Raw genomic sequence first — 16,229 nt, forward strand, 5'->3', positions numbered from 1 at the left:
ACTGTTTATATTAAAAACACTATGATAAAAAAAGCTAGACCATTTTGTATTTTAGCATTCTCATTTTTGGGAACAATTGTTTTTTCACAAACTGCAGCAGAAAAAACAGATACGCTTAACACAAAAGAAATCCAAGAAGTTATTCTAAAAGGACAACGAAAAAAACAATTTGCTGACCACGCTAATTATACTTTCGAAAAAGAAGCTCTTGATAAAGCTAGACATTCCAAAGATCTATTGGTGACTTTGCCAGAGCTTCAGCTAGATCCTATTTCTAATACAGTTACGAGCATCAAGGGAGGCAAGGTCTTGTTTTTAATTAACGGAATCGAAGTCAGTGATAATCAGATTAAAAGCATCGCTCCTAGCAATATTATCCGAGTCGAATATTTTGACATTCCACCTGCTAGATATGCTCAACGCGCAGATACAGTAGTTAATATTATCACCAGAAATCCTGAAGTTGGATACTCTTATGGTGCAGATCTTACTTCCGCGCTCACAACTGGTTTCATCAATGCTTCCGCTTATGCAGGTTATACAAAAGGTAAAAATGATTTCGGTTTCGAATACTCTTTTAATCTTAGAGATTATGACAACCGAATTGTTGACAAAACCTATGAATATGATCTAGATAATATCCACTATCGATCAGATGAAAGACAGAGGGATCATTTTGGATACACTGATCAAGACATCGCATTACGCTACGCCAATGTAGTACCTGATAAATATACGTTTCAGAGTAAATTGAGTTTTCAGATTAGCTCTAGTTTTAATAAAGGTTTAGGGAATAGTATTTATACAGAAGATTTAATTACAGAAAATCACAGTACTGTTCATAACTCAAATTCTGATTACACCGCTCCTACTTTGGATTTATACTATTCAAAAAAAATTGGAAAAAAAGATGATTTAAGCCTAAATATAATTGGCTCCTTCTATAATACCAAATCTTACAGATTTGACCACGAATGGAATACCGATTCGGGTATTGACGTTTTCAATAATGACATGGACCTCAAAGCGAAACAGACTGGTATTGTAGGCGAAATTGCGCATGTCCATCAATTTGAGAAAGGATCTTTGAGTTCTGGATATCGGGTAACCAACACCTATATTTCCAACGACTTGGTCAATCTACTTGGAGCATCTAATTATTCAGTAAATTACTTGGAACAGTACCTTTACACCGAATATTCTGGAAAAAAGGACAAATTTTCTTACCGCCTAGGAATGGGAGTAACCAATATTCATAATAAAAGTAGCGAAACGGTTTCGGATGATTGGGCTCTCAATCCAAAACTCATTCTTTCCTATAGCATATCCAATAATCAATCGATACGGTTAACATCGTCTTTTTCCTCCAAAAGTCCGTGGGCAGAGGCATTGAGTAGCAATGTTTCACAATTGGTTCCCAATATTTACAAGACAGGAAATCCGTATTTGGAGCCAAGTCACGTATTTCGAAATAATATTAATTATTCTTTTAACAGCAAATATTTTGACCTTAACTTAGTTCCTTTCTATAACATTTTGTACAAAGATATTACGCAATTTTACGTTTTGAATGATGAACTTAATGGTATCGCACTTACCTATGACAATTCGGATTTTACAAAACAAGCTGGACTACAATTGGCGGGTTCGATTAAACCTTTGGGCAACAATTTGCTTGTCATCAAACCCTTCCTACAACCAACTTCGATTCTCATTAGGCTAAAAGACGGATCAGAAATCAAAAACAATTATATTAGAAACTATTTTACGATTTCAACGGAATACAAGAATTTTTCGGCACAATACCAATTTAATATTCCGGTATATACTTTGAATGGGGCTTTCCTTTCTACAAACGAAAATGCCAGTCATTTTTTCGCCAATTACAAACTGAAGAATTGGTCCTTCTCAACGGGGTTCTATTGGCTAGGGATGCCTTCGGAGTACAAAACCAAAAGTCTTCCAGAAAGCTTGGTCAATTATACCGTCCTTAACCAAATCCACAATAACAAAAATATGTTTGTTTTGGGAATCAGTTATGATATGTCATCCGGTAAAAAACTAGAAATCAACAAAAAACTGAATAACAATACTACTCCAGCATCAACTTTTTAATAAGAGAAATTTAAGTACTCAATTTAAATTTTATAATATTCAATCATCTTTTCCTTCTAAAAAACAAAACCTCCCCTGAAAAAATTTCAAGGGAGGTCAATCGTGGTCCCACTTGGGCTCGAACCAAGGACCACCTGATTATGAGTCAGGTGCTCTAACCAACTGAGCTATAGGACCTGAAACTTGTAGGTTTCGTTAATTGGTTTGCAAAAATAATCTTTTTTATAGAAATTCAAAAAAAATTAAGGCTTTTCTTGACATAATTCTACCAAGACGCCATTGGTAGACTTTGGATGTAAGAAGACAACTAATTTATTATCAGCTCCATCTTTGGGCTCTTCCGAGATAAAAACAAACCCCGCTTCCTTCAATCTTTCGACTTCTTTTCTGATATCTTCAACACCAAATGCAATATGATGTATCCCCTCTCCTTTCTTATCAATGAACTTTGCAATCGGACTTTCTGGATTAGTGGCTTCTAGCAATTCAATTTTACTCTCGCCAACCTGATAAAAAGAGGTCGTTACTCCTTCTCTTTCCACAGATTCCTTTTTATAACTCTCTTTTCCTAATAATTTTGTAAACAAATCATCAGACAAACCCAGAGATTTCACCGCAATTCCTAAATGTTCTATTTTCATAAAATCTGTATTAAATAAGATAATTTTACGTCCATTTATCAACTTCTTTATTTCTCAAACAAAAATACTAAATTTGCGCCATGAATGAAAGCAACAGACAAAGAAAAGTAGCCCAAATAATTCAAGAGGATTTTGCTGAACTTTTTCGCAAACAAGCTGCCGAAAGCAAGCAAGGATTCCTTGTGAGTGTTTCCGATGCTCGAGTAAGTCCTGATTTGGGTATTGCCAAAATCTACCTTAGTATATTTCCAGCAGAGTTAAGAAAGCCTATCATGAAAGAGATTAATGAAAACAAATCAGCTTATCGTAACTTTTTGGGACAAAAACTTGGAAGCCAGTTAAGAATAGTTCCGGAAATCCAGTTCTATCTTGACACATCTATGGACGATGTAGAAAGAATTGAAAGAGAATTAAAAGGAGAAGGAGACAATCCTGTACTTTAATATTCTGATATAACGTGGCTAATACAGCTTTCTACATAGCAAAACGATATCTCCTTGCCGAAAAAGGAAGTACCGCAGTGACCTTTATTACATGGCTCGCTGTTTTTGCAATGTCAATTGCTGTGGCCTCTATGTTTATTATCGTTTCCGTCTTTTCGGGATTAGAGGACCTCAACCTCGAGATGATTTCTAACCTTCACGCAGATTTAACAATTGAAAGCGGAAAAGGAAAAACCCTTACTGACACTGAGAAGGTAGCTAAAACTCTAAAGAAAAATTCTGAAGTTCTACATTTTTCGAAGCTAATCGAAGAAAAAGTTTATTTAGATTACCAAGGAAAAGGAGATGTTGCATATCTCAGAGGTGTTGACTCAGCTTATGTTTTGGTAAATCCAATCGATAAATCGGTATTCTTTGGAAAATATCCATGTTTTCAATATTCTAACGAGGTTCTTATCGAACATTCTCTGGATGCAAGACTATCCTTCCCTGTCGCAACTGATGAGGACTTTGCGACCGTCATTATTCCAAAAGCAGGAAAAGGCTTAATAAACAAAGAGGAAGATATTTTTAATAAAAAGGAAGTTTTTGCGAGCGGGGTTTTCCCTGGTAATGACCAACTCAACAATTATATCATTGCGCCATTAGAACTTACAGAAGAGCTTCTTAATTTGCCCAAGAATTCTGCCTATCAAATTGTAATTAAACTTAAGAATTCTGAAAATGCAGATTTGGAAAAAGAAAAACTTCAAAAAGAATTAGGTAGCGCTTACGTAATCAAAACCAAAAAAGAACAGAATGCAGCTTTTTGGAAAATGATTAACACAGAGAAATTATTTATCTATTTAATTTTTATTCTAGTCATCTTCATCACCACCTTTAATCTTGCAGGAGCCATTGTCATCTTACAATTGGATAAAAAAGAACAAGCTCGTTCTTTGGTTTCTTTAGGATTTCCTATTCAAGATCTAAGAAAAGTATATTTCTATACTGGCTGTCTTATTGTAACTGCAGGTATCATTATTGGTTTGATTTTCGGAACACTTATTTGCTATTTCCAAATGGTAACTGGCATCTTCAAAGCAAACGAGACTTTTCCTTTCCCTGTAAGAATCAATGTACTCAACTACTTTTTGGTAACATTTTTCACTGCCTTTTTTGGCATAATTATTTCTTGGTTTTTCTCCAGAGTCAAAAGAACGCTTCAACCCGTTTCTTAAGATTCCTCTGTTTGAAACCCAAACAAAAGTCACCTACTTACTAAACATTAATTTTGGTAATTTTACCCTCCCATAATTTCAGATAAAATGAAAAAAAATCTACAACTTTTTTTAGCCATTTTAGGATTCAGTTTTGCGCTGGCTCAGGCTCCAGCTGGCTATTATGATGCAGCTAATGGATTAACAGGTGCTTCTCTCAAAACCGCTCTGAGTAACATCATCACCAACGGTCACCAAAATATGGGTTACAGTGCTCTTTGGACTGCCTATGCCACCACCGATCGGGATTATTTTTATGAAAATGACGGTACTATTCTGGATATCTATTCGGAAAGAGCAACAGCATCTGATCCTTACAATTATACTTTGAGTACCAATCAATGTAGTGGAAGCACTCCTTCCGCAGAGGGAGGATGTTACAACCGAGAACATATTATTCCTCAAAGTTTGTTTGGAAGCGCAGATCCAATGGTTGCTGATGTACATTTTATTAGACCAACCGATTCCAAAGTTAACGGTTGGCGAGCTGATTATCCTTTCGGAGTTGTCGGAACAGCTAGCTTAACAACGATGAACGGTTCAAAACTGGGAACCTCAGCGTCTACTGGATATTCAGGAACCGTTTTCGAGCCAGTGGATGCCTTCAAAGGAGATGTAGCAAGAATGATTTTCTATTTTGTAACAAGATACGAGGGTCAACTTGCTGGATTTGCAACAGGAAATATATTAGGAGGAAGTGCATTTCCAGGCTTGCAAACATGGGAACTACAACAACTCTTAATCTGGAATGCTATTGATCCAGTCTCTCCTGCTGAAATAGCAAGAAATAATGCTAGTTACACGTTTCAAGGAAATAGAAATCCATTTATCGACAACGTTAATTATGCTACACAAATTTGGGGTACAGCCGACAGTACGGCTCCAAGTGCACCAACCAATTTAGTAGCTTCCAATCCTACTTCAAGCACGATTGATCTCGCATGGACGGCATCAACCGATAATGTTGGAGTAGTAGCGTATGATATTTATGTCAATGGTGTTTATCATTCAACTGTGACAAGCACAACAGCAACAGTAAGCGGACTTAGTTCTAGCACGACTTATTCATTTTATGTCATTGCAAAAGACTTAGCAGGAAATTCATCAGCAGCAAGCAATACCGTTTCTTTAGCGACTTTAGCTGGATCTTCATCTGGTAGTTGTGGAACAGAAAATTTCGAACTTTTACCAGCATACACCGGAGGTTACTCAACTTACACTTGGACTAGCAATGGAATCACATGGACTGCAACGGACTCTCGTTCTGATCAAACAATCAATACAAAAGCTATTTGCATAAGAAATGGCGCTCTTACCTCCTCCACCATTGCCAATGGAGTTGGAAGTCTGACGGTTACTACTCAATTAAAATTCACGGGAAGTGCAGGAACTTTCAATTTAAAAATCAATGGAAATACAGTTGGGACGATTCCTTATTCTTCAACTGTAGCGACCACAACGATTAACAATATTAATGTTTCAGGAAGTGTTGTCATCAGCATAACAGACAATTCTGGTTCTGGTAATCGAGTAGCATTCGATGATTTATCATGGACTTGCTACCCCAACTTATCTACTAGCGAAAATGCTTTAACAAACGAAACTCAAATATATCCCAACCCGGTAAAAAATGGGATCTTAAATGTTTCAGGAAAAGATTTAAGCAAAGTTTCTAAAGCCGAAATCTATACCACTTCAGGAAGATTAATTCAAAAAATCAATCAGCCTTTTAAAGGAGGAAATCAGATTCAGCTTAAGAATCAGACCAAAGGAATATACATATTAAAAATAGGTGACGAAACTCATACCTTTATTGTTGAATAATAAACTAAGACCGAGTAATTTCGGTCTTTTTTAGTAAAATGAATAACAAAATCAAACTAGGACTCATCGGAAGAAACATCAGCTACTCTTTCTCAAAGAAGTTTTTCGAAGAAAAATTTCGAAGACTAATGGTGGATAATTATTCTTATGAAATTTTTGACCTCCAGAATATTTCTGAGGTAGAAAGCCTTTTTAATGATCCAGAAATAAGAGGATTTAACGTAACAATTCCTTACAAAATAGATATTATCCCGTACCTAGATGAATTAAGTGATGAGGCCGAAAAAATTGGAGCTGTCAATTGTGTAAGCATCAAGGATGGAAAAAAGATTGGACATAACACTGATGCTTTTGGCTTCCAACAAAGTCTTTCTGTGTTGAGCGAAAAACCAAAATCAGCCTTAATTCTAGGAAATGGAGGTGCCGCAAAAGCAGTACAATATGTCCTTAATAAGCAAGATATAGCATATAAAATTATATCAAGAAACGGAGAAATAACATACAGCAATCTTACACCAGAAGTCATTGACGAACATCAATTGATTGTACAGTGTACTCCCGTTGGGACTTTTCCCAATATAGAGGACTGTCTTGAGTTCCCGTTCGAAAATTTATCAGAAAAACATTCAATCATTGATTTGATATATAATCCTGATTATACCCAGTTCATCCAAAAGAGCGCAGAAAAGGGTGCAAAAACCTTAAATGGGCTTTTTATGTTAGAACAACAAGCGGAAAAATCTTGGATAATTTGGAGTAGTTAATTAAAAAATAAGTATATTTATTGCGTTTTTCTACGATTAAAGTTAAATTTATTCGATGATTGAAAGATCAAGTATTATTATTAAAAAAACGAGGTTATGATAACTGAAAACGCCAACCCTGAAAACGAAAAGGAATTAAACAAAATTGAAGAAACTTCAATGGAAAATTCTGAAATTGAAAAAGATGCAGAAAATATTGACACTGCTTCAGAAATTGTAGAATCTCCAGAAGTATCAGAAACGGTTACAAGTGAAACATCAGAGGAAATAATCTCTGAGTCTACTTCAGTATCATCTTCTGAAGAAGTTTCAGAAACTTTAACGACTGACGAAATCCATACTGAAGAAGCCGAGGAAGATCATGGTCATGAAGACCATGAAGAATTGCAGATTTTGACACTTCCCGAAATTTTGGTCGCAATGGAGCAGATTATCAATTCTGAAAATGCAGGTGCGCAATACAAAAAATTCAATCGACTGAGAGATAACGCAACTTTACTATTTGAGGAAGACAGACTGGATAAAAAACAAGAATTTCTTAACAGTGGACAACCTGAAGAAGAATTCATCTATGTTCATGCTTCGCAAGGAAATTTCAATGGTCTTGTCAATATTTTCAAAGAAAAGCAAGATGCTTATCACCAGACTCAAGAAAAAGAACAGGAAGCTAATCTAGAAGCTAGACATGGGATTATTGACCGATTGAAGCATTTGTATACCAATACAGAACCAGGAACCAATCTCTTCAAAGAAATTAGAGAAATCAAAGAAGCTTGGTCAAATGCCGGTCAGGTAGCTAAAGCAAAATTCAAAATTCTTAATAACGACTACTTCCACCACTTGAATCAGTTCTATGCCATGTTGGATCTCAACAAGGAGTACTTGGAGCAAGAGTTCAGTCATAATTTGGAGAAAAGACAACATATTATTGACCGTGCAAAAGAATTGGTGAACGAAGTTTCTGTTCAGAAAGCACTTAACGAATTACAATTCTTGCACAAACTTTGGAAAGAAGAAGCAGAACCAGTTGCTGAAGAGTTCCGCGAGTCAACTTGGGAATTATTTAAGTCAATTTCTAATCAAATTCATGACCGCAAGTCAGAACTTAATGCACAACTAGACGAAGAGCACCAAAAAAATCTTGAAAAGAAAAACGAGATTATTGCATCTATCAAAAAACAAGCAACTCCTGATAAAGAACCTAACCACAGCTACTGGCAAAACGCCATCAAAAAAGTTGAAGAACTTCGTTCGGAATTCTTGAAGCTAGGAAGCGTTCCGAGAAAGATTTCTAACCAGAATTGGACAGAGTTTAAGCAGGCTTTAAGAGATTTCAATCACGCAAAAAATCAATATTACAAGGATCTTAAAAACGACCAACACAAAAATCTCGAAGAAAAAATAAAGTTGGTGGAGACAGCCAAAGCCAATATGGATTCCGATGATTGGGAAACGCTAATTCCTTTGTATAAAACACTTCAAAACAATTGGAAGAGTATCGGCCATGTTCCTAGAAGTCATGCCAATACTATCTGGAATGAGTTCCGTGAAGCTTGTAACACCTTCTTCAACAACTATCGTCTAAAAAATAGTATCGAGGAAGACAATTGGAAGAACAATTACGAAAAGAAAAAAGCGCTTTTGGAAGAGTTGTCTTCGATTGGCAATGACGAAGGAAGTATTGAAAAAATCGAGCACATCAAAACAACTTGGAACAGTATTGGAAAAGTTCCTCGTGATAAAATGTCTATTCATAACGAATTCAATAAGACGCTTCGTGAAAAATTGAAAAGAAACAACATCACTGAGTTCGAGTTAAAAGAAGAAGGTCTCTCTAATGACCAGTTGACAGATAAGGCAAGAAAAATCAAAAATCAAATTGCAGATCTCGAAGCTGAAATCGTTAAATTAGAAAACAACCTTGGATTCTTTAACAACCCTAGTCGAGAAAATCCTTTGCTTAGAGATACTTACAACAGTATCGATGAAAAGAAAGAGCATCTGGAAAACTTGAAACAAAATCTACACAACATTATTGCTTCAGAATAATCTTGAATCAATAAATCATAAAGAAAAGGTGTCATTATTTGGCACCTTTTTTTCTGCGTATAAGAGAGAAGTTTCCCTATTTTTGCAAAGAATTTCAATTAAATAATGAATCACGAAACCTATATTCTCCGCTGTATTGAGCTTGCTAAAAAAGCATTAGGAAATACCTATCCCAATCCTTTGGTAGGAAGCGTAATCGTACATAACGACAAAATCATTGGAGAAGGTTATCATCATAAAGCAGGAGAAAATCACGCAGAAATCAACGCGATTAATTCGGTAACTGACCAAAGTCTACTGGCAGAATCCACAATTTATGTTTCTTTGGAACCTTGCTCCCATTTTGGGAAAACGCCTCCATGTTCCTTGAAATTGAAAGAAATTGGATTCCGAAGAGTAGTCATTGGCACGTTGGATTCTCACGAAAAAGTCAATGGCAAAGGAATTGAAATTTTAAAAGATGCTGGTATCGAAGTTATTTCTGGAATCATGGAAAAAGAAAGCAGAGAACTCAACAAACGATTCTTCACCTTTCATCAGAAAAAAAGACCTTTTATTATTTTGAAATGGGCTCAATCGGAAGATGGATTTTTGGACAAGGATTTCAAACCTACTCAAATATCAAATCCATTGGCTTCTCAATTCGTACATCAGATGAGAGCCGACGAACAAGCAATTTTGGTTGGGACACAGACGGCATTGACAGACAATCCAAGTCTAACAGTCAGAAATGCAGCAGGTAATCATCCCATTAGAGTCCTGATTGACTTTGACCTTAAAGTTCCAATTTCTAATAAAATTTACAATTCCGAATCAAGAACGATAGTTTTTAACTCAATTAAAAATGAAGATAATCAACATGCAAAATTCATCAAAGTAGAAAAAGATAATTTCCTTCAGAATATGATGAGTCATCTTTATCATGAAGAAATTCAATCTATCATAATCGAAGGCGGTCGATATACTTTACAACAATTTATTGACAACAATCTGTGGGACGAAGCGATAGTTATCAAAAATCCAGATCTGCTCCTCCAAAATGGAACACCTGCACCAAAACTTGAAGCTATCCCAACTCATTTAGAAGAGATACGAGACAACTATATTTCTTTTTATCGAAACGAAAACCCAATCTAGAAAATTCAGTTTCGTTAGGCACTAACTATAAAGCCTGCTAATTCCGACCTCTTTCAACGAATTCTGTTGATATAAGCACTCATTTCACCTCTTTCATTTTTAGAATCCCATCAAGGGACTTCAACTTTATTTTATAAGTAACTACATTTCAATTAAAATAGGCAAAATTTAATTTGTTAGATTAATCTAACATTTATACATTTGCAACATGAAGAAACCTTGGCAAAGAGAGAAACACTCCAATTCCTTACCGGAAGTTTTTTCTTCCATTAATATTCCCAAAGACGCTGGTTTTTGGAAAAAGTTATTGGCGTTTACTGGTCCTGGGTTAATGATTGCAGTCGGTTATATGGACCCAGGGAATTGGGCAACCGATATAGAAGGAGGAGCCAAATTTGGTTACACCTTGCTTTCTGTCATCCTTATTTCTAATCTATTCGCAATGATATTACAGCATCTTTCCGTAAAACTAGGAGTTGTTGCAGAAAGAGATTTGGCTCAAGCTTGTAGAGACCATTTCTCTCCAAAAGTCAATTTTGTGTTATGGATTCTCTGCGAAATTGCAATTGCTGCGATGGATCTTGCAGAAGTCATTGGTTCGGCGATTGCCCTCAATTTACTATTTGGTATTCCACTAATGTGGGGAATTCTCATCACTGTAGCTGATGTATTCCTTATCTTGTTACTTCAGCAAAAAGGTTTCCGTTGGATTGAGAGAATTGTCGCAAGTTTAGTTTTCGTTATTTTAGCCTGCTTCGTTTACGAAATTTGGGCTTCCAATCCTGATTTTATTCCGATTTTCAAGGGACTACTACCAAAACCAGAAATTGTCACCAATCCATCAATGCTATATATTGCCATTGGAATTTTGGGAGCAACAGTAATGCCTCACAACCTATATCTACATAGTAGCATCGTGCAAACAAGAAACTACGACCGTACCGAGCAAGGCAAAAGAGAAGCCATCAAATTTGCTACTATCGACAGTACCGTTTCTTTGTTTTTAGCATTTTTTATCAATGCAGCAATTCTTATTGTAGCTTCGGCGACTTTTCACACAACGGGCAACCAAGATGTTGCGGACATCGACCACGCATATTATATGTTGGCTCCAATTTTAGGAACTTCACTTGCGAGTATCGTTTTTGCGGTTGCACTTTTAGCATCTGGCCAAAACTCCACTGTAACTGGAACTCTTGCTGGACAAGTTGTTATGGAAGGTTTTCTAAATATTCGCCTGAAACCATGGCTTCGAAGACTACTTACACGTCTGCTAGCAGTAATTCCTGCAATAATTGTAACTGCAATCTATGGTGAAAAAGGCACGACAGAACTTTTGGTTTTGAGTCAAGTAATTCTATCGATGCAGCTGAGTTTTGCAGTTGTCCCGCTCGTGATGTTTACTAATAGCAAACTCAAAATGGGACCTTTTGCCAACAAACCGTTGATGAAGATAACCGTTATCGCCATTTCTGCAATCATCATCGGGCTCAATCTCTATTTGCTTTCAATGAAATTTTTCTAAACATCAGTTCATAATTTCTGCCCTTTTGTCCTAAAATCAATTTTGGCAACTATTTTGCGAAAAGCAACCTATTAAAAAGATAAATTATGTCAGAAAATCACGATATTCACGAAGAAATGCAGAATCAGCAAACTCCAACTCAGGAAAATCAGCCTGAAGAAACTGCGACAAATGTGACGCAAGGTCCAACTACAGAAGAACTTTTGGCAGAAGAAAAGGACAGATATATGCGTCTTTATGCAGAGTTCGAAAACTACAAAAAAAGAACTTCTAAGGAAAAAATGGAATTTTTCCAATACGCTAACCAAGATATGATGATTTCTATGCTTGGTGTTTTGGATGATTTCGAAAGAGCCTTAAGAGAAATTGCTAAATCAGGTAACGAGGATGACTTTAGAGGAGTTGAATTGATTTATCAAAAATTCAAGAATAAACTTTCAGAAAAAGGCTTGAAAACAATGGAGGTTAAAACTGGAGACAATTTTGATGTTGATTTTCACGAAGCCATTACACAAATCCCCGCTCCTAGCGACGACTTGAAAGGAAAAATCGTAGACGTTATCGAGACAGGATACCTTTTGCATGACAAAGTGATTCGCTTCGCAAAAGTGGTAATCGGAAACTAAAATCAATTTTTTAATCAAAAAGAAAAGTACAAAGAATCAAATCTTTTAGGAAGAGTAGTGCCGTTATGGCAAAGCTTTTGATTCTATATCTCATTAATTACAAAGATGGCAAAACGAGACTATTACGAAATACTTGAAATTTCTAAAACAGCAACTGCGGAAGAAATCAAAAAAGCTTACCGAAAAAAAGCTTTACAATTCCACCCTGACAAAAATCCAGGCGACACAGAAGCTGAAGAAAAATTTAAAGAAGCTGCTGAAGCTTACGAAATATTAAGCGACCAGAACAAACGTGCTCGTTATGACCAATATGGTCATGCTGGTGTTGGCGGAGCAGGTGGCTTCGGCGGTGGCGGTTTCGGAGGCGGAATGAACATGGAAGATATTTTCTCTCAATTTGGAGATATTTTTGGAGGACATTTCGGTGGTGGTTTTGGCGGTGGAAACAGAACTCAACAAGTCAGAGGCTCCAATTTGAGGGTAAGAATCAAGCTTAACCTCGAAGAAATGGTTAACGGAACTCAAAAAACCATCAAGGTAAAACGTTTGAAAACCGCTCCAGGAACGACTTCTAAAACTTGTCCTACTTGTAATGGATCGGGGGTACAAATCAAAGTAATGAATACCGTTTTCGGACAAATGCAGACGCAAGCAACTTGTGGAACTTGTAACGGAATCGGAAAAGTTGCTGACCATATTCCAAGTGGCGCAGATTCTCACGGACTGATAAAGGAAGAGGAAGAAGTAACAATCAAAATTCCCGCTGGAGCAAGAGACGGAATCCAACTTAATGTAAGAGGAAAAGGAAATGACGCTCCATTTGGCGGAGTTGCAGGTGATTTGCTGGTTGTTGTAGAAGAAGAAGTTGATAAAAATATCAAACGAGAAGGCGACAATCTTCATCAGGAATTATATGTTTCTTTTGCAGAAGCTGCTTTGGGAACATCTAAAGAAATTCCTGTTGTTGGAGGAAAAGTCAAAATCAAAGTGGATCCAGGAACTCAATCTGGAAAAATATTGAGATTGGCTGGAAAAGGACTTCCAAGTATCGACAGTTATGGTAAAGGTGATATGTTTGTACATATTAACGTTTGGACTCCTCAAAAATTAACACCAGAACAGAAAGAATTCTTTGAAAAACAAATGAGCAACGGAGATATGCTTGCTGAACCTTCAGGAAAAGAGAAAACTTTCTTTGATAAAGTGAAAGATTTATTTAGTTAAAAATCATAAAAAAAGAGTTTCTTATAGGAACTCTTTTTTTGTAACAATACAGGTGATTTTAATACTTTTATAGTATGAAAAAATGGATTTTGCAATATCATTTTTGGGTTTTGGGAATTTTAGGAAGTTTCTTGGCTTCTTGTAATACCAAATACCGAGTTTGGGTTGGAGATGATAACGAACAAAAAATCTTCAATCTAAAGTACGGTGAAAATAAAAAGCAAAAAATGGACATTTTCTTACCATCTCAATATGAAGAAAATCTTTTTGTAATCCTTGTTCATGGCGGTGGTTGGAAATATGGAAAGAAAGAAAATATGATTAAAATTCAGAAGTTTCTTTTTGAAAACAAAATTCCCTCTGCCAACATCAACTATCGTCTTATAAAAAAGAATATCAATTACAAAGACCAATTGCAAGACATTGCTTCGTCCATAGAAAAGCTCAACCAACTCACACAAAAGTCTAAATGGAAACCCGATCACTATACTATTTTAGGAGAAAGTGCAGGAGCGCATTTGGCTTTGCTCTATGGTTATCGCAATCCAGACCAAATCCTGAAAATCATCTCCATGAGCGGACCAACGGATTTTTTTTCTGATACATTTCTGAACTCGACTTATTCCAAATACAGTTCACCAACCATCTCAAAAGCAGTGGGAGTCAAATTTGATAGAAAAAATCTTTCAAATGCTTTTCGGGAAGCAAGCCCAATCGAACAAGTAACGAATGTACCGACTTTAATTTTTCAAGGTGATTCTGATTTTTTGGTCAACAAAAGCCAAGGACTAAAATTAGATTCGGTTCTAAGCGAGAAAAATATTCCGCATCGTCTGATTCTGATGAAAAACAGTGGGCATGTACCAAGATTTTGGAGCAAAAAAAAGAGAGACGAACTGATTTTTCCAGCCATTTTGGATTGGATTCAGCATTAGATTTTAGCCGATAGAATTTGGAATTATCGTGTAAAAACTTCAGACAATGAGAGGATAAATAGTATATTTGTTGCGCATTAAAATTAAGGATGGAAATTATTCAGTTTATATTAGACTTTTTAGGAGACCCACTAACTGTATTGACGGGGATTATCAGAGATTACGGAATCTACATTTACCTATTTTTGTTTCTAGTAATTTTTGTAGAGACTGGTGTTGTCGTAATGCCATTATTACCAGGTGATTCATTGCTTTTCGCAGTTGGATTAATCGCCGCTACAACTGGACAAATTGATGTTTTCATTGTTATCCCTCTACTAATAGGAGCCGCTTTATTGGGAGATAATCTCAACTATTTTATCGGTAAAAGATTTGGTGATTTTATACAGTCGAAAGAAAAAATTCTATTCTTAAAGAAAGAACACATCCAAGAAACCGAACGATATTTTGAAGAAAATGGTGGTAAAACCGTCATCATTGCGAGATTTATCCCCATCGTTAGAACCATCGCGCCTTTTGTTGCGGGAGCGGGAGAAATGAAATATCGTACCTATTTAACTTATTGTATTACAGGAGCTATTCTTTGGGTAACTTCTATTACTTTATTAGGATATTTCCTTGGAAATATCACTTGGGTAAAGGAAAATTTTGAAAAAGTAGTTTTAGGAATTGTATTCATTTCAGTGATTCCTATTATTTGGAAAGCAATTAACAGGAAAAAATAGAGACTTTGGAGAGCCTGTGGAATTTTTTGATGGATTTTGTTTCCAAGCCTGACCAAGTGCTTCTTGCCATTATTGAGAAGTACGATAATTGGGTTTATCTATTCCTATTTGCGATTGTTTTTGCAGAAACAGGCCTTATCATTGCGTCTTTTCTAATGCCATTTCTTCCCGGTGATGCCCTTATTTTCACAATTGGATTATTGGCTCAACAGGGTTCGCTTAATATTTTCATTGTAATTCCATTATTGATACTCGCAGCAATATTGGGAGACAACCTCAATTATTATGTAGGAATGCGTTTTGGCAATTTCATCATGAACTCGGAAAAGTCCTTCATCAAAAAGGAACAATTAGACAAAGCAAAGGCTTTCTTTGATAAAAATGGACGAAATTCTATCATCATTGCACGCTTTATTCCTGTAGTGAGAACAATTGTACCTTTCCTATGTGGTTCTACCCAAGTCAAATATTCGACATTCCTATTATATAGTGTTATCGGTGCCTTCCTTTGGGTGGGAGTTATTAGCTTACTTGGATACAACTTAGGAAAAATTAATTGGGTGAAAGAAAATCTGGATTATATGATTTGGATTATCATCTTCTTGGCCAATCTACCTCTCCTCCGCCAGCTACTTTTTTCAAAGAAAAAGGAAGCCTAGTTACCTAAACTTCCTCATTTATGTGTATACTTCTTTAAGTAATTACATAGTTAAATTCAGTTAAATTCTTTATCGCAACACCCATTTCTTTTTGAGTAAGTCATCTTTGATTCCATGGGTTATTCCCAGAAATAAAGCGGTTTTTGGTGTAGAAACGCTATATGGATTAATCAACGATTTCGGCTGAGAATAGGGCGCAACAGAAAATTTACTGGTAAATGAATATGTATTCAATCTCTGAATTTCTATTTGATATTTAGAATCACTTGAATTTCTAAAATCAAATGTTTTACTAAAATTTTT

15 protein-coding genes and 1 tRNA gene are annotated in these 16,229 nt (G+C 35.9%); 13 read left to right on the top strand and 3 right to left on the bottom strand.

Going from position 1 to position 16,229, the window contains the following annotated elements:
• Positions 1 to 21: 21 nt before the first annotated feature.
• The gene (locus tag AC4AGG_RS00815) at positions 22 to 2,115 is read left to right on the top strand and encodes a TonB-dependent receptor plug domain-containing protein (protein ID WP_489770067.1); all 2,094 of its coding nucleotides are present in this window, start codon (positions 22 to 24) and stop codon (positions 2,113 to 2,115) included.
• 103 nt (positions 2,116 to 2,218) lie between these two features.
• Here AC4AGG_RS00815 and AC4AGG_RS00820 read toward each other — a convergent pair.
• Together AC4AGG_RS00820 and mce are read right to left on the bottom strand one after the other, a co-directional pair.
• Positions 2,219 to 2,292 (bottom strand) — tRNA-Ile (locus AC4AGG_RS00820).
• A 65-nt stretch (positions 2,293 to 2,357) separates the two neighbouring features.
• Complete coding sequence (gene mce / locus AC4AGG_RS00825; protein WP_489770068.1) at positions 2,358 to 2,756, bottom strand: methylmalonyl-CoA epimerase; 399 nt, start codon at positions 2,754 to 2,756, stop codon at positions 2,358 to 2,360.
• An 80-nt stretch (positions 2,757 to 2,836) separates the two neighbouring features.
• Between mce and rbfA the strand changes: the two genes are divergently transcribed.
• From rbfA to AC4AGG_RS00885, 12 genes are all read left to right on the top strand, one after another.
• The gene (gene rbfA, locus AC4AGG_RS00830) at positions 2,837 to 3,199 is read left to right on the top strand and encodes a 30S ribosome-binding factor RbfA (protein ID WP_489770069.1); all 363 of its coding nucleotides are present in this window, start codon (positions 2,837 to 2,839) and stop codon (positions 3,197 to 3,199) included.
• Positions 3,200 to 3,213: 14 nt separating this feature from the next.
• Complete coding sequence (locus tag AC4AGG_RS00835) at positions 3,214 to 4,419, top strand: ABC transporter permease (protein WP_489770070.1); 1,206 nt, start codon at positions 3,214 to 3,216, stop codon at positions 4,417 to 4,419.
• 87 nt (positions 4,420 to 4,506) lie between these two features.
• Positions 4,507 to 6,282, top strand: coding sequence for an endonuclease (locus tag AC4AGG_RS00840; protein WP_489770071.1), 1,776 nt, complete (start codon positions 4,507 to 4,509; stop codon positions 6,280 to 6,282).
• A 38-nt stretch (positions 6,283 to 6,320) separates the two neighbouring features.
• The gene (locus AC4AGG_RS00845) at positions 6,321 to 7,046 is read left to right on the top strand and encodes a shikimate dehydrogenase family protein (RefSeq protein WP_489770072.1); all 726 of its coding nucleotides are present in this window, start codon (positions 6,321 to 6,323) and stop codon (positions 7,044 to 7,046) included.
• Positions 7,047 to 7,142: 96 nt separating this feature from the next.
• The gene (locus AC4AGG_RS00850) at positions 7,143 to 9,095 is read left to right on the top strand and encodes a DUF349 domain-containing protein (RefSeq protein WP_489770073.1); all 1,953 of its coding nucleotides are present in this window, start codon (positions 7,143 to 7,145) and stop codon (positions 9,093 to 9,095) included.
• 105 nt (positions 9,096 to 9,200) lie between these two features.
• On the top strand, positions 9,201 to 10,232 hold the full coding sequence (ribD, locus tag AC4AGG_RS00855) for a bifunctional diaminohydroxyphosphoribosylaminopyrimidine deaminase/5-amino-6-(5-phosphoribosylamino)uracil reductase RibD (protein WP_489770074.1): 1,032 nt from the start codon (positions 9,201 to 9,203) through the stop codon (positions 10,230 to 10,232).
• 208 nt (positions 10,233 to 10,440) lie between these two features.
• Positions 10,441 to 11,757: an Nramp family divalent metal transporter gene (locus tag AC4AGG_RS00860; protein ID WP_489770075.1), complete on the top strand. Its 1,317-nt coding sequence runs from the start codon at positions 10,441 to 10,443 to the stop codon at positions 11,755 to 11,757.
• Between the two features lie 86 nt (positions 11,758 to 11,843).
• Positions 11,844 to 12,383: a nucleotide exchange factor GrpE gene (locus AC4AGG_RS00865; RefSeq protein ID WP_489770076.1), complete on the top strand. Its 540-nt coding sequence runs from the start codon at positions 11,844 to 11,846 to the stop codon at positions 12,381 to 12,383.
• 105 nt (positions 12,384 to 12,488) lie between these two features.
• Positions 12,489 to 13,607: a molecular chaperone DnaJ gene (gene dnaJ / locus AC4AGG_RS00870; protein WP_489770077.1), complete on the top strand. Its 1,119-nt coding sequence runs from the start codon at positions 12,489 to 12,491 to the stop codon at positions 13,605 to 13,607.
• Positions 13,608 to 13,681: 74 nt separating this feature from the next.
• Positions 13,682 to 14,542: a prolyl oligopeptidase family serine peptidase gene (locus tag AC4AGG_RS00875; RefSeq protein WP_489770078.1), complete on the top strand. Its 861-nt coding sequence runs from the start codon at positions 13,682 to 13,684 to the stop codon at positions 14,540 to 14,542.
• An 89-nt stretch (positions 14,543 to 14,631) separates the two neighbouring features.
• Positions 14,632 to 15,267: a VTT domain-containing protein gene (locus AC4AGG_RS00880; RefSeq protein WP_489770079.1), complete on the top strand. Its 636-nt coding sequence runs from the start codon at positions 14,632 to 14,634 to the stop codon at positions 15,265 to 15,267.
• A 5-nt stretch (positions 15,268 to 15,272) separates the two neighbouring features.
• A complete protein-coding gene (locus tag AC4AGG_RS00885; protein WP_489770080.1) occupies positions 15,273 to 15,926 on the top strand; it encodes a VTT domain-containing protein in 654 nt (217 codons plus the stop codon).
• A gap of 69 nt (positions 15,927 to 15,995) precedes the next feature.
• On the opposite strand, the gene AC4AGG_RS00890 is transcribed toward AC4AGG_RS00885, so the two are convergent.
• Positions 15,996 to 16,229 (bottom strand): hypothetical protein (locus tag AC4AGG_RS00890; protein WP_489770081.1); only part of this gene is annotated, 234 nt, incomplete at its 5' end.

The organism is Chryseobacterium sp. CG10_8, from assembly GCF_058117085.1.

What these genes read in the sequence shown, in the direction of transcription:
- AC4AGG_RS00815 (WP_489770067.1), top strand. Translation starts at nt 22, where the DNA reads ATGATAAAAAAAGCTAGACCATTTTGTATTTTAGCATTCTCATTTTTG.
- mce (WP_489770068.1), bottom strand. Translation starts at nt 2,756, where the DNA reads ATGAAAATAGAACATTTAGGAATTGCGGTGAAATCTCTGGGTTTGTCT.
- rbfA (WP_489770069.1), top strand. Translation starts at nt 2,837, where the DNA reads ATGAATGAAAGCAACAGACAAAGAAAAGTAGCCCAAATAATTCAAGAG.
- AC4AGG_RS00840 (WP_489770071.1), top strand. Translation starts at nt 4,507, where the DNA reads ATGAAAAAAAATCTACAACTTTTTTTAGCCATTTTAGGATTCAGTTTT.
- AC4AGG_RS00845 (WP_489770072.1), top strand. Translation starts at nt 6,321, where the DNA reads ATGAATAACAAAATCAAACTAGGACTCATCGGAAGAAACATCAGCTAC.
- AC4AGG_RS00850 (WP_489770073.1), top strand. Translation starts at nt 7,143, where the DNA reads ATGATAACTGAAAACGCCAACCCTGAAAACGAAAAGGAATTAAACAAA.
- ribD (WP_489770074.1), top strand. Translation starts at nt 9,201, where the DNA reads ATGAATCACGAAACCTATATTCTCCGCTGTATTGAGCTTGCTAAAAAA.
- AC4AGG_RS00860 (WP_489770075.1), top strand. Translation starts at nt 10,441, where the DNA reads ATGAAGAAACCTTGGCAAAGAGAGAAACACTCCAATTCCTTACCGGAA.
- AC4AGG_RS00865 (WP_489770076.1), top strand. Translation starts at nt 11,844, where the DNA reads ATGTCAGAAAATCACGATATTCACGAAGAAATGCAGAATCAGCAAACT.
- dnaJ (WP_489770077.1), top strand. Translation starts at nt 12,489, where the DNA reads ATGGCAAAACGAGACTATTACGAAATACTTGAAATTTCTAAAACAGCA.
- AC4AGG_RS00875 (WP_489770078.1), top strand. Translation starts at nt 13,682, where the DNA reads ATGAAAAAATGGATTTTGCAATATCATTTTTGGGTTTTGGGAATTTTA.
- AC4AGG_RS00880 (WP_489770079.1), top strand. Translation starts at nt 14,632, where the DNA reads ATGGAAATTATTCAGTTTATATTAGACTTTTTAGGAGACCCACTAACT.